25 protein-coding genes, 2 pseudogenes and 1 riboswitch are annotated in these 25,088 nt (G+C 75.3%); of the genes and pseudogenes, 14 read left to right on the forward strand and 13 right to left on the reverse strand.

Annotated elements, in window-relative coordinates; translation table 11 throughout:
• Positions 1-36: 36 nt before the first annotated feature.
• Both GC089_RS00950 and GC089_RS00955 read right to left on the reverse strand, forming a co-directional pair.
• A complete protein-coding gene (locus tag GC089_RS00950; RefSeq protein ID WP_155376105.1) occupies positions 37-429 on the reverse strand; it encodes a type II toxin-antitoxin system VapC family toxin in 393 nt (130 codons plus the stop codon).
• A 3-nt stretch (positions 430-432) separates the two neighbouring features.
• Positions 433-705 carry a type II toxin-antitoxin system Phd/YefM family antitoxin gene (locus tag GC089_RS00955; protein WP_155376106.1) on the reverse strand — a complete coding sequence of 91 codons (273 nt, stop codon included), beginning with the start codon at positions 703-705 and terminating at the stop codon, positions 433-435.
• A gap of 235 nt (positions 706-940) precedes the next feature.
• Between GC089_RS00955 and GC089_RS00960 the strand changes: the two genes are divergently transcribed.
• Both GC089_RS00960 and GC089_RS18630 read left to right on the forward strand, forming a co-directional pair.
• On the forward strand, positions 941-1,660 hold the full coding sequence (locus GC089_RS00960) for a DUF4241 domain-containing protein (RefSeq protein ID WP_155376107.1): 720 nt from the start codon (positions 941-943) through the stop codon (positions 1,658-1,660).
• 251 nt (positions 1,661-1,911) lie between these two features.
• A complete protein-coding gene (locus GC089_RS18630) occupies positions 1,912-2,604 on the forward strand; it encodes an excalibur calcium-binding domain-containing protein (RefSeq protein ID WP_230684968.1) in 693 nt (230 codons plus the stop codon).
• A gap of 904 nt (positions 2,605-3,508) precedes the next feature.
• Here GC089_RS18630 and GC089_RS18640 read toward each other — a convergent pair.
• The 5 genes from GC089_RS18640 to GC089_RS00990 all read right to left on the reverse strand — a co-directional run bounded on the left by GC089_RS18640 (position 3,509) and on the right by GC089_RS00990 (position 8,476).
• Entirely contained in the window at positions 3,509-4,126 is a 618-nt protein-coding gene (locus tag GC089_RS18640) for a DUF6318 family protein (RefSeq protein ID WP_230684969.1), read from the reverse strand.
• An 80-nt stretch (positions 4,127-4,206) separates the two neighbouring features.
• Entirely contained in the window at positions 4,207-4,848 is a 642-nt protein-coding gene (locus tag GC089_RS00975; protein ID WP_155376108.1) for a hypothetical protein, read from the reverse strand.
• A 50-nt stretch (positions 4,849-4,898) separates the two neighbouring features.
• Entirely contained in the window at positions 4,899-5,924 is a 1,026-nt protein-coding gene (locus GC089_RS00980) for a hypothetical protein (RefSeq protein ID WP_155376109.1), read from the reverse strand.
• 25 nt (positions 5,925-5,949) lie between these two features.
• On the reverse strand, positions 5,950-6,231 hold the full coding sequence (locus GC089_RS00985; protein ID WP_136517815.1) for an isoamylase early set domain-containing protein: 282 nt from the start codon (positions 6,229-6,231) through the stop codon (positions 5,950-5,952).
• Between the two features lie 253 nt (positions 6,232-6,484).
• On the reverse strand, positions 6,485-8,476 hold the full coding sequence (locus tag GC089_RS00990; protein WP_155376110.1) for a glycosyl hydrolase family 28-related protein: 1,992 nt from the start codon (positions 8,474-8,476) through the stop codon (positions 6,485-6,487).
• A gap of 180 nt (positions 8,477-8,656) precedes the next feature.
• Between GC089_RS00990 and GC089_RS00995 the strand changes: the two genes are divergently transcribed.
• Together GC089_RS00995 and GC089_RS01000 are read left to right on the forward strand one after the other, a co-directional pair.
• Positions 8,657-9,418, forward strand: a complete 762-nt coding sequence (locus GC089_RS00995) for a deoxyribonuclease IV (RefSeq protein ID WP_230684970.1) — start codon at positions 8,657-8,659, stop codon at positions 9,416-9,418.
• Between the two features lie 150 nt (positions 9,419-9,568).
• The gene (locus tag GC089_RS01000) at positions 9,569-10,051 is read left to right on the forward strand and encodes a hemerythrin domain-containing protein (protein ID WP_155376111.1); all 483 of its coding nucleotides are present in this window, start codon (positions 9,569-9,571) and stop codon (positions 10,049-10,051) included.
• A gap of 105 nt (positions 10,052-10,156) precedes the next feature.
• On the opposite strand, the gene GC089_RS01005 is transcribed toward GC089_RS01000, so the two are convergent.
• A complete protein-coding gene (locus tag GC089_RS01005) occupies positions 10,157-10,831 on the reverse strand; it encodes a hypothetical protein (RefSeq protein ID WP_155376112.1) in 675 nt (224 codons plus the stop codon).
• Between the two features lie 16 nt (positions 10,832-10,847).
• Positions 10,848-10,961: riboswitch (SAM riboswitch) on the reverse strand.
• 66 nt (positions 10,962-11,027) lie between these two features.
• Here GC089_RS01005 and GC089_RS01010 point away from each other — a divergent pair.
• From GC089_RS01010 to GC089_RS01025, 4 genes are all read left to right on the forward strand, one after another.
• Positions 11,028-11,657: a DUF6318 family protein gene (locus GC089_RS01010; RefSeq protein ID WP_155376113.1), complete on the forward strand. Its 630-nt coding sequence runs from the start codon at positions 11,028-11,030 to the stop codon at positions 11,655-11,657.
• A 233-nt stretch (positions 11,658-11,890) separates the two neighbouring features.
• Positions 11,891-12,538, forward strand: coding sequence for a hypothetical protein (locus GC089_RS01015; protein ID WP_230684971.1), 648 nt, complete (start codon positions 11,891-11,893; stop codon positions 12,536-12,538).
• A 525-nt stretch (positions 12,539-13,063) separates the two neighbouring features.
• Entirely contained in the window at positions 13,064-13,483 is a 420-nt protein-coding gene (locus GC089_RS18300; RefSeq protein WP_196250774.1) for a hypothetical protein, read from the forward strand.
• Positions 13,484-13,819: 336 nt separating this feature from the next.
• Complete coding sequence (locus tag GC089_RS01025) at positions 13,820-14,257, forward strand: hypothetical protein (RefSeq protein ID WP_155376115.1); 438 nt, start codon at positions 13,820-13,822, stop codon at positions 14,255-14,257.
• A gap of 13 nt (positions 14,258-14,270) precedes the next feature.
• Here the strand turns inward: GC089_RS01025 and GC089_RS01030 are convergent, their stop codons facing one another.
• From GC089_RS01030 to GC089_RS01045, 4 genes and pseudogenes are all read right to left on the reverse strand, one after another.
• Positions 14,271-16,448, reverse strand: coding sequence for a nuclease-related domain-containing DEAD/DEAH box helicase (locus tag GC089_RS01030; protein WP_230684972.1), 2,178 nt, complete (start codon positions 16,446-16,448; stop codon positions 14,271-14,273).
• A gap of 232 nt (positions 16,449-16,680) precedes the next feature.
• On the reverse strand, positions 16,681-17,307 hold the full coding sequence (locus GC089_RS01035) for an MFS transporter (protein WP_155376117.1): 627 nt from the start codon (positions 17,305-17,307) through the stop codon (positions 16,681-16,683).
• A gap of 113 nt (positions 17,308-17,420) precedes the next feature.
• Positions 17,421-17,996: pseudogene (locus GC089_RS01040) on the reverse strand (hypothetical protein); the annotation flags it as partial.
• A gap of 108 nt (positions 17,997-18,104) precedes the next feature.
• Positions 18,105-18,821 (reverse strand): alpha/beta fold hydrolase, encoded by a 717-nt coding sequence (locus GC089_RS01045; protein ID WP_155376119.1) that lies wholly within the window; start codon positions 18,819-18,821, stop codon positions 18,105-18,107.
• A 356-nt stretch (positions 18,822-19,177) separates the two neighbouring features.
• Between GC089_RS01045 and GC089_RS01050 the strand changes: the two genes are divergently transcribed.
• The 6 genes and pseudogenes from GC089_RS01050 to GC089_RS18305 all read left to right on the forward strand — a co-directional run bounded on the left by GC089_RS01050 (position 19,178) and on the right by GC089_RS18305 (position 23,266).
• Positions 19,178-19,828, forward strand: a complete 651-nt coding sequence (locus tag GC089_RS01050) for an NERD domain-containing protein (protein WP_155376120.1) — start codon at positions 19,178-19,180, stop codon at positions 19,826-19,828.
• An 885-nt stretch (positions 19,829-20,713) separates the two neighbouring features.
• The gene (locus GC089_RS01055; RefSeq protein WP_155376121.1) at positions 20,714-21,127 is read left to right on the forward strand and encodes a VOC family protein; all 414 of its coding nucleotides are present in this window, start codon (positions 20,714-20,716) and stop codon (positions 21,125-21,127) included.
• Between the two features lie 99 nt (positions 21,128-21,226).
• Positions 21,227-21,724: pseudogene (locus GC089_RS19795) on the forward strand (ABC transporter ATP-binding protein); the annotation flags it as partial.
• A gap of 149 nt (positions 21,725-21,873) precedes the next feature.
• Positions 21,874-22,107 carry a hypothetical protein gene (locus GC089_RS19800; RefSeq protein ID WP_230684973.1) on the forward strand — a complete coding sequence of 78 codons (234 nt, stop codon included), beginning with the start codon at positions 21,874-21,876 and terminating at the stop codon, positions 22,105-22,107.
• Positions 22,104-23,009 carry an ABC transporter permease gene (locus GC089_RS01065; RefSeq protein WP_155376122.1) on the forward strand — a complete coding sequence of 302 codons (906 nt, stop codon included), beginning with the start codon at positions 22,104-22,106 and terminating at the stop codon, positions 23,007-23,009. The genes GC089_RS19800 and GC089_RS01065 overlap by 4 nt, the downstream gene beginning before the upstream one ends.
• Positions 23,010-23,011: 2 nt before the next feature.
• Entirely contained in the window at positions 23,012-23,266 is a 255-nt protein-coding gene (locus GC089_RS18305; RefSeq protein WP_196250775.1) for a helix-turn-helix transcriptional regulator, read from the forward strand.
• Positions 23,267-23,355: 89 nt separating this feature from the next.
• Here the strand turns inward: GC089_RS18305 and GC089_RS01075 are convergent, their stop codons facing one another.
• On the reverse strand, positions 23,356-24,990 hold the full coding sequence (locus tag GC089_RS01075; protein ID WP_155376124.1) for a M20/M25/M40 family metallo-hydrolase: 1,635 nt from the start codon (positions 24,988-24,990) through the stop codon (positions 23,356-23,358).
• Between the last annotated feature and the right edge of the window lie 98 nt (positions 24,991-25,088).

Below are 25,088 nucleotides of genomic sequence, written 5' to 3' on the forward strand. Positions count from 1 at the left end.
GGCGAGCTCAGTGGCCGGCTGCCGCCCTGCGCGGCATCACCGCGGCGCCAGCACCGCCACCCCGTAGGCCTCGGCCGCCTCCGCGAGCCGCTCGTCGTACGTGACCATCCCCTCCAGCTCGTCCCCGAGCTCGAGCGCGGCGGCCAGGTGGATCGCGTCCAGCGACCTGAGCGTGGCGGGTTCCAGCCGTCCGGCGACGTCGAACACCCGCGGAGTGGCCTGCAGGAGCACGAGCGCGTCGAGCACCGCGTGCGCCTGGACGGCGGCCTCGGGTGTGGCGCGGCGCACGGCGCGCATCAGCTCCGTGCGCACGAGGTCGCAGGCGACCGGCGTCGTCCCGTGCTGCCGCCACCACGTCCGGAGCGCGTCGGTCTCGGGCTCCTCGACGACGAGCTTCACCAGCGCCGAGGTGTCGAGGTAGTGGGCCACGCGTCAGCGCTCGTCGTCGCGCATGTCGGCGAGCGTGTCGGACAGCGACGGCTGCCCGGCTCGGGCCGGCCGGGGCGCGGGCAGTTCAGCGAGGTCGCCACGGGCGGGGCGGGCCGCGCCGGACTTGACCAGACGGGCGAGCGGGGACGCGGGGATCGGGGTGAGCTGAGCGGCCGGCCGGCCGCGGTCGGTCACGGTGACCGTCTCACCGGCCGCCACGCGTGCGACGACGGCGGAGGCGTTCTGCTTGAGCTCGCGGATCCCGACGCTCGCCATGTGCTACATCGTAGCCCTGCGGTCGTGGCAGGCGTCGGGGTGAACGCCCCGACGTCCCCTTGACCGGTCGCGACGCCCCGCGCTGCGATGGTGCGCTGTGCCCCGCAGGACCGTCGCCCTCGCCGTGCTCGCCCTGGTCGTGGCGTCGGCGACCGCCTGCGCCGGCCCTGCCCCGGGGGCGGGGTCCACGGGACCGCCGGTCCCGTCGCGAGCAGCAGACGCCCCGGGCTCACCGATGGACGTCACCCCGCTCCCCGTCGTCGTCCCCACCTTCACCGCGTGCGGCACGGATCCCGCGGACGACTCCCGCACCAACCTCCGCCCACGCGTCCTGACCCCCGCCGACGCGCACGTCGACCCCGACCGCTACGGCGAGATCCCCGTGGACGGTCCCCTCCTCGTCGAGGACGCCGGTGACCTGCTGCTCGTCGACGGGCGGATCGACGCCGGCAACGGCTACGAGGTCGGGTACGCGTCGACGGTGGCGCCCGACGTCCAGGTCGCACCCGCCACCGTCACGGCGCCCGTCGCGCTGTCGGTGCTGGCGAGCGAGTACTCCGGGCGCCGGGTGGCGTTCGTCGAGGTGCGCGTCGGCGACGACGCCCCCGTCCGCTGGGAGGAGGCGCGGGACCTGTTCTTCGGCACGGACGGCGGCGACGGCGGGTTCCTGGCGACCGCCGGGATGCCGGTGGGCGTCGAGGTGGACGGCTGGGGCTACGTGGACGCGTTCTTCCCGGGAGGTGAGTCGTCCTCCGGCGTCGTGTGCCTGCAGCGGCGCACGAGCGCCGACGGCCCCGTCGACGGCGTCCTGTTCACCCCGGGGTGGGGCGACGGCGGCTACCCGGTGTACCTCGGGCGCGCGGACGACGGGACGGTGGTGAGCGTCGTGTGCTGGACCGGCATCACGCCGTGGGAGTGGAGCGGTCTGCCGGGGACGCCGCCGGACGAGGGCTGACCGCGGACCCGTCGTCCTGCCGCCGATCGGCCGTACGTCGTCCGAGCTCGTCCCGATGGTCCCTCCCCGTGCGCGGACCCGGGGAGGGCTGCCGTCGATCGTCGTCCCCCGCGGGGCGCAGCAGGCCCTGCCTCGTCCCCTGCGCGCCCTGCCGGAATCACCCGCTTCCTCACCCGCGTCCACTCTGTCCCCTGGACGCTCGACCGGATCACAGTGGGTGCACCCGGATGTCGACGACGAGGACGGCAGCCATGCGCCAGGTGTTCAACCCGCCCCCCAACTGGCCCTCGCCCCCGGAGGGCTGGAGCCCGCCCGCGGGCTGGTCGCCCGACCCCGGCTGGCCCGACCCGCCCGAGGGGTGGCAGCTGTGGCGCAGCGAGCCGGAGCCGCGTCGGCGGTGGCTGACGCCCCTCGTCGGTGCGGTCGCGCTGCTCGTCGGGATCGCCGTCGGCGCGGGTGGCTCACCCTCGCAGGCCGGCGAGCTCGACGAGGCCACGACGACCGCGGAGCGGCTGACCGACGAGAACACCGAGCTCGTGGACGAGCTCGAGGCGCTCCAGGCGGAGGCGGACGAGTTGCGCGCGCAGCTGGGGGCGGCCGAGGCGGAGGTGACGCGACTGACGTCGGAGGCAGGGAACGTGGCTGCTCAGGCCGCCGACCTCGCCACCCGTGAGGCCGCCTTGGCCCAGCGGCAGGGGGAGGTGGACGCCGCGGTCGCTGCCGTGGCGCAACGTGAGGCCGCCCTCGCTGCCGCAGAGGCCGCGGCCGCCTCCCGTCCGCCTGTGTCGTCGGGGGCCGCGACGGGTGGTGCTCCCGGTGGCGTGACCAGCGCGTTCCGGAACTGCGACGCCGCACGCGCGGCCGGCGCCGCACCGGTGCGGCGCGGCGAGCCCGGGTACGGTCCGCACCTCGACCGCGACGACGACGGGGTCGGCTGCGAGTAGCCCGAGCGGCCGTCAGCAGTCGGGCGGTTTCGGGCGGTCAGTGCACAGGCCCGAGACCAGGTGCGACCTGCGCTCCTGCGCCTCGAACGGCGCCGACGTGGTCGACGTCGTGGCGGTGCCCGTGACCTCGCGCCAGGTGGGTCGCCGTCGATGCGGTAGCGGCCGGCCCACTCGGTCGTCAGGGTCACGGCGTACGTGCCGGGCTGCTCGTACTCGTGGAACGTGTCGTGGTGGGGGTAGGGGCTGCCGGGTGAGGTGGTCACCAGGGTGTGGCCGTCGCCGAAGTCGTAGGTGAACCGGACGGGCACGGCCTCCACGTCGACGCCGAAGCCGGCGAGGGTGGTGCGCAGCGGCGCGGGCGTCGCGTCCGTGAGGACGATCGTCTCCTTGTTGATGAGCACCCAGCCGCCGTCCGGCTGCAGGCGCAGCGTCGGCGCCGGTATCGGCAGGGAGCGGAAGTCCTCGACGGTGAGGACCGGCAGGGCGGTGCCGCACGAGCCCTGGTCGAGGCGCTCCCACGCGGACCAGTCCTCGCCGGGGGCCTGGGTGCGACGCCAGGTCGGTGCGATCAGCTCGGCGTCGCACGTGAGGGCGCCGGTCTGCGGTACGCCGGTCCGGCACCAGCCGTTCTCGTGCGCGGGGGTCTCGCCGAGATCGGGGTCCCAGCAGGTGAAGGCGTGCTGGGTCTCGACCTTGATCTCCCCGCCCGCCGCACCTGGTGGACGTCCAGAACCCGACTGCGCCCACGAGCCCCAGAGGTCGAAAGTTGAGCGCGAGGCGCCGGTGGCGCCGCGGACTGCGCGAGGGTCCTTATAGCTCTCGGGGATTCCCGCCGCGCTCGCGTTGCTGGGGGGCGAGGTCAGGGCGACGAGGAGGGCGGCGGCGACGAGCGTCAGCGGCGATCTCACGGGAGCGGCGCCGTCGACTCGTCGAGCGCCTCGAACCCCATCTCGTCGACGCGCCAGCCCAGATCCCAGCTCAGCGCGAAGACAGCGCGAAAGCGACCTCCCGGGTTTTCGTTCACCGTCGCTCCGGATTGGTCGACACCACGCGACGGCGGTTGTACGACGTTCATGTCGACCGAGAACCATCGGTCCTCCGAGATCTCGACAGATTGAGCCGTCTCCACGCGGAAGGGCTCCCCAACGGTGACGTGCCCCGCTGCGACCATCTCGGAGACCGACTCAGCGACGCCCACGCAGAAGGTGCAGGAGTCGAGCGTGATCGCGTCCCAGGGCCCTGCGTCGCCCGACGCGTACGCGTAGTCGTACAGGGCCAGCACATACGTCGCCGCCGCGATCGCCCCGTCCGTCGTCGGCTCCGCCATGGCGGCGGGCTGCTCCGGCGGCGCCACCTCGGTCGGCGTCGGCGTCGGCGCGGGCGTCTCCTCGGCCGGTGCCGTGGAGCGGGAGGGCTCGGGGGCGGCGCCCTCGTCCCTGCTGCACCCACCCACGACCAGCAGGACGACGGCCGCGCTCGTCGCCGTCAGAGCACGCCACGACGTCCGTCCGCGACCAGGCATGCCGGACAACCTAGCGCGAACCGGACACCCGCCGACCGGGCCGCGTCAGGCTGTGGACGAGGCGCGGGCGGCCCTGCCCGTCAGCCCCCGGCGCGCCGTCGACGCCCGGCCTCGCGCCCGCTGCGCCGCGTCTCCCGCGCCCGCTCGACGTCCACCCCGGCGAGCGCGGCGCGCATCCCGTCCAACCGGTCCGCCAGCGCGCGCGCGTCGCCCTCCGACGCCGTCCGCACCGCCCCCGCGGCCCGCCGGGCCGGCACCAGCACCAGCCGGTTCCCCGCACGCGTCACGACCACCACCGCCGGCCGCACCCGCCCGCGCCCCAGCGCACCGGACCCGGCGGCGACCCCCTCGATCCCCGGCCAGCGCAGCGAGTGCACGAGCACCGGCTCCGCCGCCCCCGACCACAGCTCCAGCCCCTCCGAGCCCACCGCGAGCGACAGCGCGGTCGCCCTCCGCGGGTGCACGGTCGCCCGTCGCGCGTTCTCGCCGCCCAGCGCGCCCCACAGCCCGACCGCGCCCCACACCTCGACGACCTCGGCCTTCCGGCGCCGTGCCTGCACAGCCGCGTGCCGCGCGGCCGTCCGCGCCCCCGCCCGTGCAACGCCCGCGGCCACGGCCACCACGGCGAAAGCCGCGACCAGCAGCGCGGCCCCCGCCACGACCCCGACCGCCGTCCCCCGGCCGAGGAGCGCGACACCCGCGACGACAGCGAGCCCCGCCACACCGAGTGCGAGAACCAGCCGAACCACCCGACCGGACCCCCACCGCCCCCTCAGTGCCACGCCCACTGCGCCACCTCCCGCCCGACCACCACCGTCGCCCGCATCCGCCGCGACAGCACGACCGCCGCGCGCACGGCCGCGGCGACGTCCGGCTCGGCGGTCAGCCGGACCGCCGCCGCACCCGCAGCGCCCGCCACCAGCAGCCGGAACTCCTCCGGCGCGCGCCACGCCGCGGGCAGCCCGGGCTCGCGCACCGGCTCGACCCGGTGCCGCGCCCACACCCGCAGCACCTCGCCGTCGTGCACGACCGCACGCCGCTCCTCGAGGTGCAGGTTCGTGTACCCCATCGGGATGCGCCCGGTCAGCTCCTCGGGCGTGAGCTCCCCCTCGAGCAGGCACCGCGTCGTGCCGTGGTTCGTCGACCAGTAGACGCCCGGGCGCACGTCGGACGGGTCGGTGACGAGCGGGCCGAGGGTCGGGTCGGCGGGGGAGCAGCAGTCGACGACGTCCGGCGGGACGAACGCGGCGGCCGCGGGGGACACCCACGCGGTGTCGTCGGTGACCTCGCCGGGCGGCACCGGCACGTGCGTCGGCCAGAGGCCGCGCTCGCGGACGCCGTCGCGGCGCGTCACCAGCACCGGGACGCCCGCCGCCCGCGACACCACGCGCGCCACGACGACCGCGTGCCGCACCGACCCGGGCACGCCGACCTCGACCGCATCCCCGCCGACCCCCGGCACCACCAGCCGGTACGCGAACGCACCGCCGTGCGGCCACACGCGCACCAGGTCGTCGCCGTGCACGACCGCGACCGTCCGGTGCGTCGTCACCCGGCCGCCCGCCGGCGTCAGCCGGGCCAGCTCGTCGGGCTCCAGCCCCCGCCGCGGCGCGCACCGCGTGAACCCGTCGTCCGTCGAGTAGAACGTCGACGCCGCGGGTCGCCCGATGTCGAACGGGTGGTGCCCGCCGGCCAGCACCCCGGACGGGTCGCAGGACGGCAGGTCCGGCTCCCCGAGGTCGGACGGGTCCGGTGTCGTCCAGTCGGTGTCCCCGGTGATCCGGTCCTCGCGCAGCACGGGCCCATGCTGCCCGTGCACGGCGTCAGACCGCGACGACCGACCCCTCGTTCGTCACGCGGTCCGCCTCGACCTCGTCGAACCACTTGCCGCCGTCGCCGAGGTACCGGAACGTCACGGTCGTCCCCGCGGGCACGGTCACGGCCGCGCTCGACATGCCGTTCGACCGCTTGCGGAGCACGTGCACGCCCGGCGTCCAGTCGTTGAACGTCCCGACGACGCTCACCGGCCCGTCGAGCGACGGGGTCGGCAGCGCGAACGTCAGGGTGCAGGTGGCGGTCTTGGCGGAGCGGGACTTCTTGAGCACGGGAGGGCCTCCACGTCGGCGCGGCTGGGGTGGCGGGAGCAGGGTGGCGCCTCGATGTTTCGGGACGGCGCGGGCTCGGTGACCCCCGTGTGACGGGCGGGTGGCGGGGGTGGGCACGGCCTTCGCACGCCCCGTTGCCTCGAGCGACCGGGCGTCACTCTAACGGCGGAGCACGGGAGGGCCGCGGACGTCTCGGTCCGCGGCCCTCCGTGTCGCACCGACGGGGCTCGGCACCCCGCCAGCGGCAGCCCGATCAGCTCCGCGGCGGGTACTCCACGACGTACGCCGGCGTGCCGGTGTTCGAGTTGTCGACCTGTCCGCCGACCCCGTTCACCACGTGCCGGATCGTCCCGGCGCTGAGGTTGACGGTCATGACGTGCGTGAGACGCACGCCCGGCCGCTGCGGCACCTCGAACCCGTTCTCCGTGACGATCGAGGGGTTGTTCTGGTTGAAGACGTAGACGCCGCCGCCCCACAGCTGGTGCTCCCGGACGCGCTCGCCGACCTTGTACCCCGCCCAGCCGAGCGTGCCGTCGGGCTCGGTCCAGTCGGCCTGGGTCGGCGGGTCGTACGGCAGCTCGTTCTGGTAGAGCACGACGCGTCCGCGCTCGCCCTCCCACACGGTGTTGTGCTGCTGGAAGTGCTCGACGAACAGGCCGGTCGCCGTGACGTCGTCACCCGTGACGACCACGCCCGTGCGCCCGACGTTCGTGCGCCACCGCTCGGTGTCGCCGTTGACGCCCTCCGTGAAGCCCTCGACGCCGTGGTCGGCGCGCCACACCCACGTGTGGTCGACGAGGACGTCGTCGGCGTCGACCCGCAGCGCCACGTCCGTGGAGCCGAGGTGGGGGCCACCGACGCGGAAGTACACGTCGCTCAGGGTGATGGGGTCGAGACGCCGGCCCTTGTCGTGGCCGGGCCGGCCGCGGTCGAGGTCCTGCCCGTCGCGCCCGTGCCCGTGGCCGTTGCCGTGGCCGTTCCCGCGCGGGGCGGAGCCGACCTGCAGCAGCACGGGCGACTCCTGCGGCCCGGCGTCGATGGTCACGCCCGCGACGATCGCCCCCGGCACGTCCGCGACGCGCAGCGGCACCGCCCCGCCCGCCGACGTCAGCGTCGCGTGCCCGAGCCCCAGCACGACCGTCCCCGGCCGCTTCACCTCGATGCTGCGCGCGACGTCGTACACGCCCGGCGTCAGCAGCAGGTGCTTGCCGCGGGCCAGCTGCGCGTTGATCGTCTGGATCCTGTCGCCCGGCTTCGCGACGTGGAAGTCGCGCAGCGGCACCGACCGGCCGGGGGTCATGCCGTCCGCCCAGCTGATGCCGCGGGTGCCCTCGCGGGCCTGCGGCACCCGGACGTGCCAGCGTCCGCGCTGGTCGACGTACAGGTACGGCTTCTCGCGGCTCAGCGGCGTCTCGTCGAGCGTCGTGTACGGCGGGTTCGGGAACTCGGAGTCGTCCGGCGCCCCCTCGACGCCGGAGAACACCTGGTTCCACACCCCGTTCGACCAGCTGCGGACCACGCTGTTGCGCGTCAGCCACTGCTGCTGCGACCCGTTGGTCACGTCCCCGAACCGCGAGTCCGCGATGAACCCGCCGCTCGCGTACTGCGGCCCGGCCGTGCAGTAGTCCATGAGCGAGAAGCCGGGGTCGCCCTCGTCGGCGCGGACGTCGACGCGGCGCACCGAGACGGCCTGCGAGACGGCCCAGAAGTTCGCGGTGCGGCGGCAGTCGTCCTGCCCGGTGCCGTCGATGTCGAGCGTGAGGTTCGACAGCGTCCGCCAGAAGTTGACCAGCGCGATGCAGTTGGGGTTCGCGGGGTCGGGGTTGAGGCAGCGGTTGTAGGTCTCGATCTTGCCGTGGACGACGACGTCGGACGGCGAGCCGCCGAGGCCCGCGACCTCGGTGTAGTAGCCGACCTTCATCTGCAGCGGCTGCTCCGGCGTGCCGTACTCGCCGGGCAGGAACAGCAGCGCGTACCGGTCGGTGCTCATCTCGGCATCGACCTGCTGCGCGTGGATCTGGTCGACGCGGGCCTGGATGTCGGCGACGGGCATCGACGGGTCGAAGACGAGCACGTTGGCGCCCAGGGTGGGGTCGGACGTGCCGTGGCGGGCGAGGGTGTCGGGTGCCGCCGCCGACGCGGACGGGGCGCCGGCCGTCGCGACGGCGGTGAGCGCGGCGGCCGTGAGGGCGAGGACGCGGGCGCGGCCTCTCCTGGTGGTGGGGGCGTGCGTGGACGGGTCCATGCAGTGTTCCTCTTCCTTGAGCAACGAGAACGGACATCCGGAGCACACCACACCGCGACCGATTTGTCAGGACTCCGTGCAAATCCGGTTCGGGGGAACCGGCGGGTGGACGGCGGGCCGCGGGCTGTCGGTGGAGCGGGTTAGCCTGGCGCGACCCCGACCCCCTGTGAGGAGGCTGCTGTGGTGCTCATCGGCGCCCACGTGCGCGGCGACGACCCGATCGCCGCCGCGACGGAGGTGGACGCGCAGGCCGTGCAGCTGTTCCTGGCCGACCCGCAGGGCTGGAAGAAGCCCGTGCGGCGCCCGGACGCGGACGCGCTGATCGACTCCGGCCTGGGCATCTACGCGCACGCGCCGTACCTGGTGAACGTCGCGTCGACGAACAACCGGATCCGCATCCCGAGCCGCAACATGATCGCCCAGCACGCCGCCGCGGCCGCCGACCTCGGTGCGAAGGGCCTCATCGTGCACGGCGGGCACGTCGGCGACGGCGACGACATCGCGGTCGGCATCGACAACTGGCGCAAGACGTTCGCGCGCGCCGAGTTCCCCGTGCCGGTGCTCGTCGAGAACACCGCCGGCGGCGAGAACGCCTGCGCCCGCACGCTCGACCGCTGGGCGATGCTCTGGGACGCGATCGGCGAGTACGAGGTGGGCGTCTGCCTCGACACGTGCCACGCATGGGCGGCGGGGGAGGACCTCGAGACGATCGTCGAGCGGCTCACCGCGATCACCGGGCGCATCGACCTCGTGCACGCGAACAGCTCCCGGGACGAGCACGGGTCCAGCCGCGACCGGCACGCCAACTTCGCGACCGGGACCATCCCGCCGGAGCTCATCGCGCACGTCGTGCGCGAGGCCGGGTGCGACGCGGTGGTCGAGACCCCGGGCGAGGGGCAGGCGGACGACGTGGCGTTCCTGAAGGCGGCGCTCGCGGGCTGAGGCTTCGGGCCGTCCGGCGGCTCGTGCTCGTGGGCGCGGACGGACGCGTCGGTGGGCAGTGCGCGTCGCGCCCAGAGTGCTCTGCTGCGCCGCGGGTGCGGGCGCCGGCTCTTCCGTCCGCCCGTGCGCCGCCCCTACGGTCGTGCGCACATGCCTTCCGACGACCGCTCCCGCCTCGTCGCGTGGGACCGTCAGCTCCGCGACGTCCACGCCCGACTCCGTGACAGCCTCCAGATCGCGCGCGACGCGATCGACGACGCCGGCGAGCAGCCGGCCTCACCGCGCCTCGCCGCCGACCTGCGCCTCTTCTGCACCGGCTTCTGCGCCGCGCTCGACGGTCACCACCGCCGCGAGGACGACGTCATGTTCCCCGAGCTGCTCGCGCTCGACCCGTCCCTCGCCGACGTGCTCGCCCAGCTCACGCGCGACCACAGCGTGCTCGCCCAGCTGCTCGGCTCGCTCCAGCAGGCCGTCGACGCGGGCCACGACGCGGCCACCCTCCACCGCCACCTCGACGGCATCGAGGCGATCATGGAGACGCACTTCCGGTACGAGGAGAAGCGTCTGCTCGGGCCGCTGTCGCGGCTGGTCGTCGACCGCGAGCCGCAGGAGGTGCTGGGCCCGCTGGCGTAGGACGGGCCGGGGCGGCGAGCTGCGCGTCGCCGCCACCCCGCCGCCGCGTCTCGGCGTGAAGCGTTGTGGTCACGTGGCGTCCACAACGCTTCACGCGGTGGGAGGTCAGGTGCGAGGACGGTCCGGCGTCACCGGCTCCAGCACGACCTCGTAGCCGGCCCGGTTGAGCGCCTCGACGTGGTCCGTGCCGCCGGTGTGGCTGCCGGGCAGGTCGCCCGGCGACATCACCGCGTCCGCGTCCGACGGGAAGACCTGCGTCCGCCCGCCCCGCTCGTCGTGCTGCGCGAGGACGACGACGTGGTCGTACCGGCCCCAGCGCGTGCGCATCGGCGGGTCGAGCCGGTAGAGCGACGCCGTGTGCGGGAAGACCGCGACGAGCGTCGGGTCGGGCGGCAGCGCGCGGAGCAGGAACGCGTAGCGGGTGCCGGTCGGGCGGACCACACCCTCGACGCACGGGGACGCGACGCCGTCCGTCGCGACGCTGCGGTACCGCGAGCCGACGCGGACGACGCCGCCGTCGTGCAGGCGGACCGTCGGGTCTGCGGACGCCGCGTGCTCCGCGAAGGGCCCGGTGTCGTGCACCCACCAGCGGACGGTGGTGCCGCCGGACCGCACGGCGAGGACGACGTCGCCGTCCACCCCGGCCAGCCGGTACGCCTCACCGGTCGCGGACACGGCGGCACGCACCCGCCGCGCGGCGGGCACGTGCCCGGGCTCCTCGCACACGCAGCCGGTCTCGGGTGCGCCGAGGGGCGTCTCGATGTCGAACGGTGCGGCCATGGGTCCTCCCGCGGAGGTCGAGCGTCTTCCCGTGCCGGGCGGCGCGGGCGGATCTTCCTCCGGGGGCACCGTGCGCTCGCGCGGTTGCCAGTCGGCCGCGCCGGAGGACGTGAGGCCGAGCTTCCTGATCGAGCACGACTGTAGGCGCCGGCGCCGACACCGCATCCACAGGGTGGGCAGCGCTGGCGTGCGGGCTGTGCCCAACCGGTACTTTCCGGGCATGCAGGGGCGACGACGCTGGGGCAGAGCTGTGTCCGCGGGGCTGCTGGTCGGGCTGCTCGTGACCGGGTGCACGCGCGCCGAGCCGACCGAGCCGACGCCCGAGCCACCGTCGCCCGCCACGGAGACGGCGCGTCCGACGCCGACCCCCTCGCCGACGGTCGACCTCAGCGTCCCGCCCACGCGTCCGGAGGCGATGGCGACGCCGAGCGCCGACGGCGCGGCTGCGGCGGCGTCGTACTTCATCTCGCTGTACCCGTACGTGTACGTCACTGGCGACTTCACGGAGTGGGATGCGATGTCGGCACCCACATGCGAGTTCTGCTCGGAGTCTCGTGTCGATGTGCAACGCATGCTGGACGCCGGGAACAGCACGACTGGCGCCTCGGTCGAAGTTCTCAGCGCCGAGGGCATAGAGCTCTCCCATAGGGAGTGGTACTCGGCGCGACTGCGCGTGAAGCAGGGAGAAGGAGTGGAACTGGACTCAGCCGGCACGGTCGTCTCGAGCAACCCCGAGGCGGTGTATGACTTCGACTTTGCCATGACGTGGCTAGAGGGGGCGTGGCGAATCGACTCGGTCGGGCTGCACCCTGCGGGGCAGGAGTGACTGGCGTCGGTCTGAGGGTGTCCCTGGTGGCGGTGGTGGTCGCGTTGTCCGCCGCAACTGGCTCCTCGGGGGCAGGTCAGGGATGGAACGGCAGGGGAAGCGCAGAAGGGCACTTCGAGTTCACGGCCTGGCGCGCGCAGCAACTCGCGAAGCGGAACGAGGGCGCCGCTCCTGAGGTGCGGCTCGCCGAGTACCAGCGTGCCGCTGCATGCCGGGAGGCAGCTGGAGTCTGGGTGATCGGGAACGGCGACGGCAGCTGCGCGCCCGGCGCGAACCCCTCGGGCGCGTACGACTGCGGCGAAGACACGGTCCTGCTCCCGATGTGGCGGCGCGAACGCGCCACGCCGACGTCCGAGTGGGGGCAGTGGCAGCAGATCGACAATGGGGGTTGCGGGGCTGACATCCTTCCAGTCCTCACCGCCGAGGACTTCCGCCGGCTGCCCCTGCCCGCGCCGGTCCTCAACGTGCAGCCGGCGGCGGACTGGGTGCTGGTGAACAAGGAGACGATCGTCTACACCGACCCCTCCCCGGTGACCCTGACGACCGACCTGCTGGGCTACCAGGTCACGGTCGAGGCCACGCCCACCCGGTTCACGTACGACTTCGGCGACGGCACCCGCCCCCTGGTCACCACCGACCCCGGTTCGCCGTACCCGGCCTTCGACACCTTCCACGTCTACCGTGACCTCGGCACCCGCCGGATCACCCTGACCACCGAGTGGTCCGGCCGCTACCAGGTCGCCGGCTCGACCGCGTGGCGTGACGTCGACGGCACCGCGCAGACCACCACCACGAGCACCCCGTTCGAGGTCGTCGAGCGCACCAGCAAGCTCGTCGCCGAGCTCTGCACCGCCGTCCCGACACCGCCCGACTGCCGCTGAGGCCGGCCGCGCTCCTCAGCGGCAACTGACCGCGACCGCCACGGGGGAAGCCCCCGTGCACACGTGACCGTCTGCCGCTCAGCGCTCCCAGGGCACCTGGGGGACGGCCTCCCTCGTGCGGCGGGCAGACCCGTGCAGCGTCGGCTGAGGGTCGAGGCACGCGGACGCGTGACCGACACGTCGTCGTCCGCGGGCGCGCACGTCCGCAGGGTGTCGAACCGTCCACAGCCCCGGCCCTACCGGCGCTCGTCCACGGATCAGCGCCCGCCGACCGCGCCCGGCGACGCCGTGACGCGAGGCTCCCCGCATGCCTCTTCCCATCCGGTCCGTCGCGTCCGTCGCCGTCGCCGCCGTGACCCTCACCCTGCTCGCCGGGGCGTGTGCCGACAGCTCTCCCGCCGACGCGACCGCCTCGTCCGACGCAGCCGCCGCACGGCGCGACGCACCCGGCCGTCCCGACGGCGGCTCGAGCGCCGCCCCCTCGAACTCCTCAGTCCTCCGTACGCGCCGGTGCCGGCTCCGGCGATGAACGCGCCCACCGGCGACGCCGCCCAGCTCGCCGCCGCGCACGTCCTCGACCTGTACGACCACGCCGTCGAGACGCGCGACGTGGCGTCGTTGACCGAGATGTGCGCGCCTGACGTCGCGTGGTGCGCCGAGCAGGCAGAGGCACTCGGCTTCCGGTCGGTTGTCCCCGCGGACAGGCCGGTCGAGAGCCGGACGTCGCACCACGCGATCGACCAGGTCCACGCCGAGCCGACCTTGCGGGGCACGTGGCGCGTCCGGGTCGACGCGGAGCACGAGCTGACGACGCAGCGGGTCAGCGAGGTCACCGGCGCGACCACCACTCAGACCGGCGGTGGTCCCGTCCGGTACGAGATGGAGCTCGCGCACCGGCTCACCGGCTGGGTCGTCCTGGACGTGACCTCCACGCCGCTCACCTGACCGTTGGCACGTCCACCGCTCCTCGGACGACGACGTCCAGCCTCACGGGAAGAGAGACCCCTCGCCATGTCCCACCCATCCCTGCGCCAGTCCCCTCGCGGCGTTCTCGCTGGCGCGCTCGCCGTCTTCGTGGCGCTCACCGTCTCTGCCTGCGCGCCACCGGCGGCGCCGTCCGAGCGGCACATCACGCGTGCTCTGCGTGACGGCCCTGCCGCACCCTCATCCGACCCTGCCGAGGAGACGGCCGGGAGCGGCGCGGGTCGGCGCGGCGGCGAGGGAGGAGCGGGACGACCTGCCGACGAGGTGGCGGCCCCAGCCGCGCGCTCGGATGCGGTCGTGGCTGTGCCGGAGCCGGCGCCCGAGATGGCCCGCAACGATCACCGCGGTGCCGTCGCGGCAGGTCGGCATTTCATGGCGCTGCGCGACCACGCCGTGACCTACCAGGACGAACGTCATCTGGCACCGATGTGCTCCCCGGAGAGCAGGTGGTGCGAGGGTGCTGTGGCTGTGTACAAGCGGTGGCGTCTCAGCTCGGACGATCCGCAGCGGACGATGAGCACAACGGTGCTCGGGACGCGCGCGGGGCCGCACGAGGACGGGGTCACGTGGACTGTCGAGCTGGACGTCGAGCGCTTCGAGACAGTCACGCATGAGGACGTGCAGACCGGCGCGGTCACGCTCGAGGCAGCCGCCCCGCTCGTCATGACGGTGTACCTCGAGCTGCGACGCGAGGACGACGGTCGCTGGGTGGTGCTCGCGCACTCGTGGGGGTGACGTCCGACCCGTGTCAGACCGACGCCACCCACAGCCCGTCGCGCGCCCGCGTCATCGCCACGTACATCTCGCGCAAGCGGTACTCGCGGCGCTCGCGCTCCACCTCGTCGAGCTGCTCCGGCTTCTGCGTGAACCACGACGCCCACACGTCGACGAGCAGGACCTGCTTGAACTCCAGGCCCTTCGCGCGCTTGATCGTGCCGACCTTGACGGCGTCGACGGGCACGCCGTCGTACCGCTCGAGGTTGACCACCGGGATGCCGGCCGCCGTGAGCGCCGCCGTCGCCTCGTCGACTCCACGACGCGACAGCGACAGCACGCCCACGTCCCCGTACCCGGTGCCGACCTGGTGCACGACCTCCTGGACGCGGGCGACCATGCGGCGCTCGCGGTCGGCCGGGTCGGCGCAGCGCACGTACACGGGCTTCGGTCCGCGGCGGGGCACCTGGGTCGGGCGGTCGCCGCGAGCCGTGGCGCCCTCGATGTCGGCGAACTCGTCGTCGGCGACCAGCGTCGACGCGAACTGCAGGATCTCCGCGGTGTTGCGGTAGTTGACGTCGAGGACGGTGCCGCGCCCGGCGACGGACACGCCCGCCTCGGCGAGGGTGAAGCCGCCGGGGTAGATCGTCTGCTGCCCGTCCCCGACGAGCGTGAGGCCGTCCGGCCCGTCGCCGACGAGCGCGTGCAGCATGCGGATCATCACGCAGGACAGGTCCTGGGCCTCGTCGACGACGACCGCCGTGTACGGCTCCGCGGGCGGCTGCCGGCGCAGCTCGGCCTCGGCCAGCGCGATCTGGTCGGCGAAGTCGTGGACGCCCCGGGTCCGCAGCTCCGCCTCGTAGGCCTGGTACAGGTCCCACACGACCCGCCGCTGCTGCGGGCCGAGCCGGTGCCGGCGGCCCAGGCGCGGCAGGTCCGCGTACTGCTCCCAGCGGGTCAGGCCGCGGCCCTTGATGACGTGCACGACCTCGTCGTGCCAGTAGTCCTGCTCGTGGCGGTCGGTGTCGATGATGCTGCCCCCCGCGACGCGTCCCCACGCGGTGGTCCACGCGGCGGCGATCTGCTTGCCGTCGATGCGGCACTGCACGCCGCGCTCGTCGAGGATCCGCTTCGCGGTCTCGTGCACGCCCGCGAACTCCACCCGGTCGAGGACGTCGGGCGCCAGCCGCGTCAGCAGCTGGCGCAGCACGTCCGGGAGGGTGCGGATGTACGTCGTGACGAGCACACGGCCCTGCCGCGTGCGGGCCAGGTAGGCGGCGCGGTGCAGGCCGACGACCGTCTTGCCGGTGCCGGCCGCGCCGCGGATGCGGGACGGGCCGTTGAACGAGCGCCGGACCACGCGCGCCTGCGCGGGGTGCAGGAACGCCATCCACTCCTCGACCGGCGCCGCCATGAGCCCGTCGAGGAGGGCGGCCTGCACGGTCGCCTCGTCGAGCAGCGGCTCGATGGTGAACGTCGACGGGTCGTCGGGGACGGGCAGCGGGGTCGTCGCCGCGTCCGGAGCGGGGCGCGGCGTCGGGACGAGGGGAGCGGCCGACGGCGGAGGCAGCACCGGCTCCGGCAGGGTGGTGCTGACGGGGGCCGGTGCGCCGACCTGACGGAACCAGCCGAGCGCGTGCGTGAGGACGACGTCGACCTGCGCCTGCGTCAGGCGGCGGCCGTGCCGCGCGATCAGCTGCAGCACGTCGCGCTCGCCCACCACGCGCACGGGACCGACCCGCTCGTCGACGCCGGAACGTCCCGCGAGCACCGCGACCGCGTGCACCTCGCCGGGTGCGAGCCCCACCTCGGCGAGCTCGCCCTCCGTGCGGTAGGCGAGGTCGGCGAGCGCCATGAGCTCGTCCGTGACGTCGGCGTCGCCCCGGTGGATCCGGTCGCCGACGATCGACACCTCCGCCCAGGCCTTCGTGTCCACGACGAACACGCCGCCCGGCCCGATCACGACCATGTCGACCTGCGCCCGCCGGCTGCCCGGCCACTGCCGGTCGGCGAGCAGGTGGTAGCCGGCGGCCGCGAGCGGTGCGAGGGCGCGCGCGGTGCGCTGCTCGGTCGCCGACGCCAGGCCGTAGCTGGCCGCCGCGCGACGGGCGTCCGCCGCTGCCTTCTCGTGCGCCGACGCGAGCAGCAGCTGACGCTGCGCCTCGCTCGCGGCGGAGTCCCCTGCGGGCATGTGGAAGTCCTCCCTGCTCACGGCCCTATCGGCCGGCAGGGAGCGATCCATGAGCGCGGCGCGGGACGAGCACCCGAACACCCCGGACGGTGCGGGGCGCGGACACGGGGGCGCCACGCCGCCGGACGGGGGCGCGGAGCGGGTCCGGGGGCGGCCGGGACGGAGGCGTCTGCTCGGGCCGCTCCGACAGCGGGTCGGCGGGTTCGGTTGAGGTGACGGTTGCGCTGCGTGTCGGGAAGAGGGCGTCCGGCCGCTAGCCCCGGTCGCGCTCGGTCGGCCCCGGCGCCTCCGCCGCCGCCGAGATCGGGGTCGTCGGAGGTGCGACGGACTCGGCGGCGGCCCCCGCGGCGCCCGCCGCGCCGGTGGCGGGTCTGCCGCCGAACCGGGGTGAGACCGCGACGGCCGGCAGGAGGAGCAGCGCGGGGACGAGGAACGCGAGGCCGAGCCCGGGCCCCTCGGAGAGCAGGCCGAGCGCGACGGCGCCGAGCAGCGCGCCGACGTAGTTGAAGAGGTTGATGCGCGCGATGACCTCGTCCAGACGGTCGGGCGCGAGCTCGCCCGCGACCGAGAACGCCTGCGGCACGAGGGCGCCGACGCCCACACCGGCCAGGGCGAACCCGACGACGGCCGCGACCGGCGACGGCACGAGCGCGACGAGGCCCAGCCCGGCGACGGCGACGAGCACGGTCACCCCGACGACCTTCGCGCGCCCGACCCGGCGCACCAGCGCGTCGCCGACGAGACGCGACACCAGCACGGCCGCCTGGTAGGCGGCGTACCCGAGCGGGGCGACCGTCGCGGCGGCGTCCAGGTCGTCGGCCAGGTAGACCGTGCTCCAGCTGCTGACCGCGGAGTCCGCGACGAACGCGACGGCGACCATCGACCCGAACACCCAGATGCCGGCCCGCGGCAGCGGTGCACGCGAGCGACCCCCGGCCGAGGCGGCGGGCGCAGCGCTCGCCGAGGCCGCCGACGCCGCGGCGTCCGCGGTGGCGCGGGGATGAGCCTGCTCCGGATGGTCAGCGCGACGGCCGCGGCCACGACCGCCGCCACGAGCAGCGCGACGACCGCGCCCGTCGTCGCACCGAGGTTCGCCAGGGCGGCCTGCGCCAGCGCGGCCAGGATCGCCGCCGCGGTCAGGCACGCGAAGAGCGTCGACATGATCGAGCGTCCGGCCAGCCGCTGCAGGAGGACGCCCTGCATGTTCGTCGACGCGTCGACCATGCCCAGGCCGACGGCGAACACGACGAACGCGCCGACCAGCGGCGGCACCGACGTCGCGCTCGTCACCAGGGCCAGACCCGCGGCCTGCAGCAGCAGCCCCGTGACGAGCGCCGCCCGGCTCGACCAGCGCAGGGCGACCCGCTCCGCGGTCACCGACCCGGCGGCGGCCAGCAGCGCGCCGAGGAGCAGCACGACCGAGATGGTGGCGTCGTCGATGCCCGTGCGCGCCTTGAGCCCCGGCAGCGCCGTGACCACCGTCGCGTACCCGAAACCCTGCGCCGCGTACGCCGCACCGACCGCCGCGCGCGTGCGCCACGGCGTGGACGTCGTCGTCGTGACCGACATGCTGTGCTCCCCCTGCTCGTCGGCGCCGCGCTCGCCACGCCCGGGGGGAGGGTACGTGCTCGTGCGCGAGAACGGGAGCGTACGGGCAGATCGGACGTGTGCGCGGGGTCAGGACGCCGTGCGGTCGACCTCCGTCCGCAGCACCTCGCCCAGGTCCTCCGGGCGCGTCAGCTGCGGCCAGTGCCCGGTCGGCAGGTCGACGTAGGTGACGTCCTCGACGGTCGCCAGCTCGGCGAACATCGGCGCGCCGCCCTCCAGGTACTGCCGCAGCTCGGCGGACGGGAACTCGCACGCGACGACCGTGACCGGGACGCGGTAGCGCGCGGGCGAGTCGGACAGCTGCTGCGGGTCGCTCGCGACGCGTGCGGGCACCGGCCTGGCGACGGCGCGGAACCGCTCGCGGAGGGCGTCGTCGAGGTCGGTCAGGTCGGCGTCCTCGAACACCTCCCACGCGGGCAGCGGCACGGAGTGCCCCACGACCGGCAGCTCGTCGTTGATGACGCCACCGTGCCCGGTCGGCCAGCTGTCGACGTACACGGCCCGGGCCACGCGGTCCGGCCGCGCATCGACGACCGCGTGGACCACCGTCCCGCCGCCCGAGTGCCCCACGAGGACGACCGGTCCCTCGAGCCCGTCGACGACCGCGACGACGGCGTCGACCCAGTCCCGCAGGCCGGTCGCGGCGTGCGCGGCGAGGTCGGCGCCGTCCTCCGTGCCCGGCAGCGTCACCGGGTGCACGCGGTGGCCGGCGGCGACCAGGGGTGGGGTGACCGCGTCCCACGACGACGCGTCGAGCCAGAACCCGGGAACCAGGATGACGTCCATGTGACGCACGTTACGGGCGACCACCGACAACGGCGGCGGGCCGTCCCCGGCCGCGGACGGGCGTCGTCCGGTCCCTGCCGGGGACCGCTCCCGGGTATCGGCTTGCAGGGCGGCGTGACGCTGGGCACCCTCACGAGAGGAAGCCCCTCGTCCGATGAAGAGGTCATGGGCATGACGACCGCGGGTGGCGCCGGGCGCGAGACGCACCGGCGCGCGACGAACGCGTCTCCGGTGTGCGCGGAGGCGGGTTCGCGGACGGCGGCCGTCGGCACCGCCGCGCAGCGCCGGCACGTGGCGCAGCAGCCGTGGCTCGAGCACGTGCCGGCCGAGCGGCTCGTCGCCGCCACGCTGCGGGCATGGAGCCCGAGGGGTGGACGTCGGTGCACGACGTGCACTGGCCGGGACGTCCGCTCGCGAACATCGACCACGTGGTCGTCGGGCCCGGCGGCGTCATCGTCGTGCACACCGAGTCGTGGGCCGGCGACGTGAGCGTCACGGACGGCGAGCTGCGCGTGGGCGACCAGGTGCGCACCGCCCAGGTCGCCCGCGCGTCGGAGGCCGCGGCCGCGGTGACGGCGCTGCTCGCCCCCCGCCACCGCACCGCCGTCCGTGCCGTCCTCTGCCTCGGCGACCGGTCGGACGCCGCCGTCACGGTCGCGGGCGCGACGCTCGTCGGCCGCACGGTGCTGCCGGGCCACCTGCGCGCACTGCCGCCGCGGCTCACCCCGGCCGAGGTCAGCGGCCTGGTGCAGTACCTCGGGGTGCGGCTGGGCGGGACGCAGCCGCCGGAGATGCTGACGACGGCCGCGCTGCGCCCGCCGACGCGGGCCGCCCGGCGTCGTGCCGTCCGCGCGCGCACCGACCTGCGCCCGGTCACGGTCACGCACCCGGAGGCGGGCCAGCGGTCCGGCAGCCGGGCGCGCAGCGCGTTCCTGCGCCTGCTGGTCGTGGCGACGACGGTCGCGGCCGGGGCGACGGCGTTCGCGGCGCCGCTGCCCGGGTTCTGAGCACGGCGGGGCGCCCCGAGCCGTCGTCGGCCCCGGCACCGGCGGTGGGCCCGCCGGCCGTGCGTGCGCGTCCGCCCGTCGTCAGCCGTCCGCGTCCGGCCCCGTGACGTCGCCCGGCTCCGCCCCGCCGTCCGGCCCCGGGACGCCGCCCGGCGCCGGCCCGCCGCCCGGCCCCGGGACGCCGCCGGGCTCCGCCCCGCCGCCCGGCCCGCTCCCCCGCCCGGCCCGATCGCCCGCCGCCCGCGCCGCCACCGTGCCCGGCCTGCCCCTGACGCCTGCGGCAGCGTCCGCCCCGGCACGCCGTCGCCCGCCGGACCGTCGTCCGCCCCCGGGCCCACGAGCGCGTCGAACACCTCCGCCGCGAGCGCGTCCGCCTCGGCGGCGACGCGCTCGAGCATCTGCCGGCGCGCCGCCCCGGACCGTGCCAGCGCGAGGTCGAGCGCCTGCCGGAGCCGGTCGGCGCGTCCGTCCCACGCCTCCGCCTGCACGGCGTCGTCGGGCTGCCGGTCCGCCGCGAGCCGGGTGACCAGGTCGATGGTCGCGGCGACCTGCCCCTCGCGCGACCTGCGCCGCTGCGCCGCGAGGACGGCGTCGCTCCACGACTCGAGCCGCTGCCGCACGGGCACGGCCACCTCGGGGTGCGCGCGCAGGTACGCGGTCACCTGACCGGAGGCGGCCACGACCATCGGCCCGTACCGCCGCACCATCGCCCACAGCCGCCGGCCGTCGGTCGCCACCGCGCCTCCCGCGTCGTCGGGGCCGCCGGAGCCGTCCTGCCGGGGCCGTCCGGACCACCCTGCCGCGACCCCGATGAGTTCGCGCGTCGTCGCTCGTCTGACCGGGGGAGCGCACACCGCGTGCGCACGGAGCACCCCGGAGGACCCGATGGCCATCGTCCTGAACCCCTACCTCGGCTTCCGCGGGCAGGCCCGCGAGGCGCTCGAGTTCTACGCGTCGGTGCTCGGGGGCACGCCCGCGATCTCGACGTTCGCCGAGTCGGGCATGCCGGAGGCGGGTGACGGCGTCATGCACGGGCAGCTCGACGTCCCCGGTGGGCTGACGCTCATGGCGTCGGACGCGCCGCCGGACATGGACCTGCCGTCGGACTCCTCGGTGACGGTGTCGCTGAGCGGCGGGCCGGAGGACGCCGGGACGCTGCGGCGCTGGTACCAGGGGCTGTCGGCCGGCGGCTCGAACGTGATGCCGCTGGACCGCGCGCCGTGGGGCGACGAGTTCGGCATGTTCACCGACCGGTTCGGCACCCACTGGATGGTGAACATCGCCGGCGCGGAGGCGTAGCGCAAGAACGACGAGGGGTAGCGAGACTACGTCGGCATGTAGTACACCTACTACATGCCGACCTCAGCCGACCCCGCGATCCACGTCGACGGGCTCCGCATGTCCTACGACGGGCGTGCGGTGCTCGACGGCGTCTCGTTCGACGTCGCCGAGGGGCTCGTCGTCGCCCTCCTCGGCCCCAACGGCGCGGGCAAGACGACGACCGTCGAGATCCTCGAGGGCTTCCGCCGCCGCGCCGCCGGGACGGTCCGCGTGCTCGGGGCGGACCCGGAGCGGGCCGACGAGGCCTGGCGCGCGCGCGTCGGCGTCGTCCTGCAGTCGTGGCGCGACCACCGCCGCTGGCGCGTGCGGGAGCTGCTCGACCAGCTCGCCGCCGCGTACCGCCCCTACGCCGACGTCCGCGGCCCGCGTGCGACCGACGAGCTGCTCGCGCGCGTCGGCCTCGCCGGCGCCGGCTCCCAGCGCGTGCGCACCCTGTCCGGCGGGCAGCGGCGGCGCCTCGACGTCGCGATCGGGCTCGTCGGACGGCCGGAGCTGCTCGTGCTCGACGAGCCCACGGCCGGCCTGGACCCGGCGGCCCGCCGCGAGTTCCACGAGCTGCTGCACGAGGTCGTCGACGACGACGGCACGACCGTCCTGCTGACGACGCACGACCTCGCGGAGGCGGAGGTCGTCGCGGACCGCATCCTCGTCCTCGCGGGGGGCGCATCGTCGCCGACGGCAGCCCGGAGGCGCTCGCGCGGGAGGTGGCCGGCCCGAGCGAGGTCCGCTGGACGTCCGGCGGCACCCGCCACCTGCACAGCACGCACGACCCCGTCGGCTTCAGCCGCTCGCTGCTCGCGGGCCCCGAGCCCGTGGAGGACCTCGAGGTCCGCCACGCGCGCCTCGAGGACGCGTACCTCGAGATCGTCCGCCGGCACGAGGCCGGTGGGACCCGACCGGCGCCCGACGCCCCGACCCGCACGGAGGCCCGGCGATGAGCGCCACGACCCCTGCCGCCCGCACGAGCGCGGCCACGCGCACCGGCAGCCCGCGCACCTGGGCCGTGCGCCTGGGCCTGCGGCGCGGCGTCACCGAGTTCGGCCACATGCTCCGCTCGCCGGAGGACGTCGGCTGGAACGCCGTCATCGGCGTCGCGGTCCTGGTCTACCTGTGGACGCAGCGGGACACCCCGGTCGCCGGTGCCGACGGGCTGACGCTCCCCGAGCTCGCCCTGCCCGGCATCCTCGCCGCCACCATCATGTTCGGCATGACCCTGGGGCCCGCGTTCGGCCTGGCCACGGAGGTGGAGGACGGGACCGTGCTGCGGCTGCGCGCGACGCCGCGCGGCACGACGACGTACACCGTCGGCATGGTGACCGGGCAGGCGCTCGGTGCCGTGCCCATGCTGGCGATCCTGCTGCTGCCGTGGCCGTTCCTGCTGGGGAACCCGATGCACCAGGGTGCGGGCGGCTGGGCCGCGCTCGTCGGGTGGCTGCTGCTCGGGACCCTCGCGGTGCTGCCGGCGGGCGTCGTGATCGGGGCGCTGTGCGGCCGCCCGAGCCGCGTCCTGCCGTTCGGCGTCGCGCCCGTGGTGGTGCTCGCGTTCGTGTCCGGCGTCTTCGGCCCGCCCACCGGGCTGCCCGGGTGGGCGCAGGGCGCCGTCCAGGGCTTCCCGCTGTACTGGCTCGCGCACGGGCTGCGCTCGACGACGCTGCCGCCCGGCGCGGAGGCGCTGGAGATCGGCGGTGCCTGGCACCCGGGGATCGCGGCGCTCGTGCTCGGCGCGTGGGCCGTCGCGGGGCTCGTCGTCGCACCGCTGCTGCTGCGCCGCCTGACGCAGCGGGAGACCGCGGGCGCCATGGCCGCACGCCTGCAGGCCCACCTGCAGCGGGCGGGCTGAGCGTGGCGCAGCAGGGCGGCGAGGCCGTCCACAACCGCATCGCCGTGCTCCGCGCCGAGCGGGGCGTGAGCCGGCGTGAGCTCGCCGACGCGCTCGGCGTGCACTACCAGACCGTCGGGTACCTGGAGCGGGGCGAGTACGCGCCGTCGCTGCACCTGGCGCTGCGCATCGCCGCGTTCTTCGACGTCCCGGTCGAGGTGGTCTTCTCGCTCACGCCGTTCCCGCGGATCGGCGCACCGGCGGCGTCGGGGGCCTGACGGGGCACCGGCCCCCGCGACGACGTGCCGACGCGACCCGGCCCGGGCCGCCGACGTGGCGGGCCCGGGCCGGTGTCGCGGACGTCGCGTCAGGCCGCGTCGTCGAGCGGCAGGGGCTGCGTGCTGCGCTCCCCGCTCGGCCACCACGGCCGGCCCGGCTTGCCCGGCCAGCCGTGACCGCCCTGGTCGCCGGGGCCGGAGACGCCGTTGATCGCGGAGGTGTCCTGCGCGAGCGAGTACGTCGCGTACGCGATGGCCCGCGTCATGATCCGCAGCGCGTCGTGGTCGACGTTCGTGATGTCGTCCTGCGGGGAGTGGTAGTTCGGGTCGTGCGGGATGCCGGCGGTGCCGCCGAAGAGCGCGACCTCCTCCTCGGTCTTGATGTCGTCGGCGCCCGTGAACAGACCGGACGCCGGGACGCCGCGGAGGATGAACTCCTGGTAGTCCGAGCGCCCGGAGAACTCGGTGTCGACCCACGGCTGACCGATCCGGTCGAAGTACCCGGTGAGCACGTCCTCGGTCTCGGCGGAGCCCGGCGGCACCTCGACGGGTGCCTCGTACGTCGACTGGTCCGCGTCGTAGACGCCGATGACGTAGTTGGGCGACCCGACCATGTCGAAGTTGAGGTACGTGGCGATCCGGTCGAGCTCCCCCTCCTGCTCGGCGAGCTCGCGCACGTACGCCGTCGACCCCTCGAGCCCGAGCTCCTCGGCACCCCACCACGCGAAGCGCACGGTGTTGTTCAGGCGCCGCTCCTTGGCCAGCTTCACCGCGACCTCGAGGATCGCGGCGGAGCCCGACCCGTTGTCGTTGATGCCCGCGCCCTCCTCGACGCTGTCGAGGTGCGCGCCGAGCATGACGACGTTGTCGTCGCGTCCCGCCCGCGTCTCGGCGAGGACGTTGAAGCTCTCGACCTCCTCGAAGTGGACCCGGGCGTCGAGGGTGACCTCGACCGCCGTGCTCTGCGCGGCCTGGACGAGCCGCTGCCCGTCGGCCTGCGACAGCCCGACGACCGGGACGGCGACGACGCCCTCCGCGCCGAGCGTCCCCGCGAACAGCCCCTCGGCGTTGTTGTAGACGACGACGCCCACGGCCCCGAGCGCCTCCGCCGCCGTCGCCTTCGCGGAGAACGGGCAGTCGCCGCCGCGGCTGACGACGGCGATCGCACCGGTCGGGTCCGCGTCGCCCCAGGCCTCGGTGGTGCAGCCGAACGGGTCGTCCGGCACCGCGACCGCGGCGGTCAGACCGCCCTCGGGCGTGCTCGGCGCGTACTCCATCTGGTCGACGTCCGCCGTGGAGCCGTCGGGCAGCGTGAGGGTCGCGGCGTCGACGACCTCGCGCTCGAACGTGAAGGGGTCGCGCCACGTGCGGTACCCGGCGTGGCGCAGGGTGCGCTCGACGTACCGTGCGCTCGCCTCGTAGCCGGACGTGAGGGCGGCGCGGTTGCCGTCGTGGCGGTCGGCGATCCGCTGGAAGGCCTCGAGGTGGCGCACGACGGCGCGCGCGCTGACCGTCCGGGCGAAGCGGTCGGGGGTGCCGGGGCGCCCGTGCGCGAGCTCGGCGGTGAGCCCGGTGGTGAGCCCGGTGGTGAGCTCAGCGGCGGGATCGGCGGCGGGGTCGGCGGCCGGCGCGGCCGCGGCGGCGGGTGGGACGAGCAGTGCCGTGACCCCGAGCGCGAGGGCCGCGGCCCCGGCGAGGGTGGCGGTGGGACGTCGAGCTGACACGAGGTGCCCCCTTCTCCACGATGAGTGGCCCCGGCCGGACGGCCGCGGTCGCGATGCTCACGTCGCCGGGCCCACGCTAGGCAGCGCGGGGTGAGAAG

This window comes from Cellulomonas sp. JZ18, assembly GCF_009720485.1.
In the GTDB taxonomy this organism is placed as follows: Bacteria; Actinomycetota; Actinomycetes; order Actinomycetales; family Cellulomonadaceae; genus Cellulomonas.

Bases quoted from the DNA above. Each gene is read 5' to 3' on its own strand.
- GC089_RS00955 (WP_155376106.1), bottom strand. From the start codon at position 705: ATGGCGAGCGTCGGGATCCGCGAGCTCAAGCAGAACGCCTCCGCCGTC.
- GC089_RS00960 (WP_155376107.1), top strand. From the start codon at position 941: ATGGACGTCACCCCGCTCCCCGTCGTCGTCCCCACCTTCACCGCGTGC.
- GC089_RS18630 (WP_230684968.1), top strand. From the start codon at position 1,912: ATGCGCCAGGTGTTCAACCCGCCCCCCAACTGGCCCTCGCCCCCGGAG.
- GC089_RS18640 (WP_230684969.1), bottom strand. From the start codon at position 4,126: ATGCCTGGTCGCGGACGGACGTCGTGGCGTGCTCTGACGGCGACGAGC.
- GC089_RS00990 (WP_155376110.1), bottom strand. From the start codon at position 8,476: ATGGACCCGTCCACGCACGCCCCCACCACCAGGAGAGGCCGCGCCCGC.
- GC089_RS01000 (WP_155376111.1), top strand. From the start codon at position 9,569: ATGCCTTCCGACGACCGCTCCCGCCTCGTCGCGTGGGACCGTCAGCTC.
- GC089_RS01005 (WP_155376112.1), bottom strand. From the start codon at position 10,831: ATGGCCGCACCGTTCGACATCGAGACGCCCCTCGGCGCACCCGAGACC.
- GC089_RS18300 (WP_196250774.1), top strand. From the start codon at position 13,064: ATGAACGCGCCCACCGGCGACGCCGCCCAGCTCGCCGCCGCGCACGTC.
- GC089_RS01035 (WP_155376117.1), bottom strand. From the start codon at position 17,307: ATGGTCGCCGTCGCGTTCGTCGCGGACTCCGCGGTCAGCAGCTGGAGC.
- GC089_RS01045 (WP_155376119.1), bottom strand. From the start codon at position 18,821: ATGGACGTCATCCTGGTTCCCGGGTTCTGGCTCGACGCGTCGTCGTGG.
- GC089_RS01050 (WP_155376120.1), top strand. From the start codon at position 19,178: ATGGAGCCCGAGGGGTGGACGTCGGTGCACGACGTGCACTGGCCGGGA.
- GC089_RS01055 (WP_155376121.1), top strand. From the start codon at position 20,714: ATGGCCATCGTCCTGAACCCCTACCTCGGCTTCCGCGGGCAGGCCCGC.
- GC089_RS01065 (WP_155376122.1), top strand. From the start codon at position 22,104: ATGAGCGCCACGACCCCTGCCGCCCGCACGAGCGCGGCCACGCGCACC.